This window comes from Streptomyces sp. XM83C, assembly GCF_023072675.1.
Classification (GTDB): Bacteria; Actinomycetota; Actinomycetes; order Streptomycetales; family Streptomycetaceae; genus Streptomyces; species Streptomyces thermocoprophilus.
Window position 1 is genome coordinate 1 of sequence record NZ_JALLGL010000676.1, and the last position, 380, is coordinate 380.

1 pseudogene is annotated in these 380 nt (G+C 75.0%); it reads left to right on the forward strand.

From position 1 onward, the window contains the following. Positions 1-380 (forward strand): annotated as a pseudogene (locus MTQ10_RS31035) (DNA polymerase III subunit gamma and tau); the annotation flags it as partial.

The following is a 380-nucleotide window of genomic DNA, read 5'->3' on the forward strand; positions in this document are numbered from 1 at the left end:
CCCCGGCACCCGCCGCCCCGGTCGGACCCGCGCCGACCGGCGGCCTCGACCCGAGGTCGCTGTGGCCGGACATTCTGGAGGCGGTGAAGAACCGCCGCCGCTTCACCTGGATCCTGCTCAGCCAGAACGCCCACGTCAGCGGCTTCGACGGCACCACCCTCCAGCTCGGCTTCGTCAACGCCGGCGCCCGCGACAACTTCGCCGGCAGTGGCAGCGAGGACGTACTGCGGCAGGCGCTGGCCGAGCAGTTCAACGTCCACTGGAAGATCGAGGCCGTCGTCGACCCGTCGGGCGGCTCCGCCCCCGCCCAGGCAGGCGGTCACGGCGGAGGCGGCGGCTACGGCCCCGCCGGCTCCCCCGGCACCGGCCCCTCCGGGTAC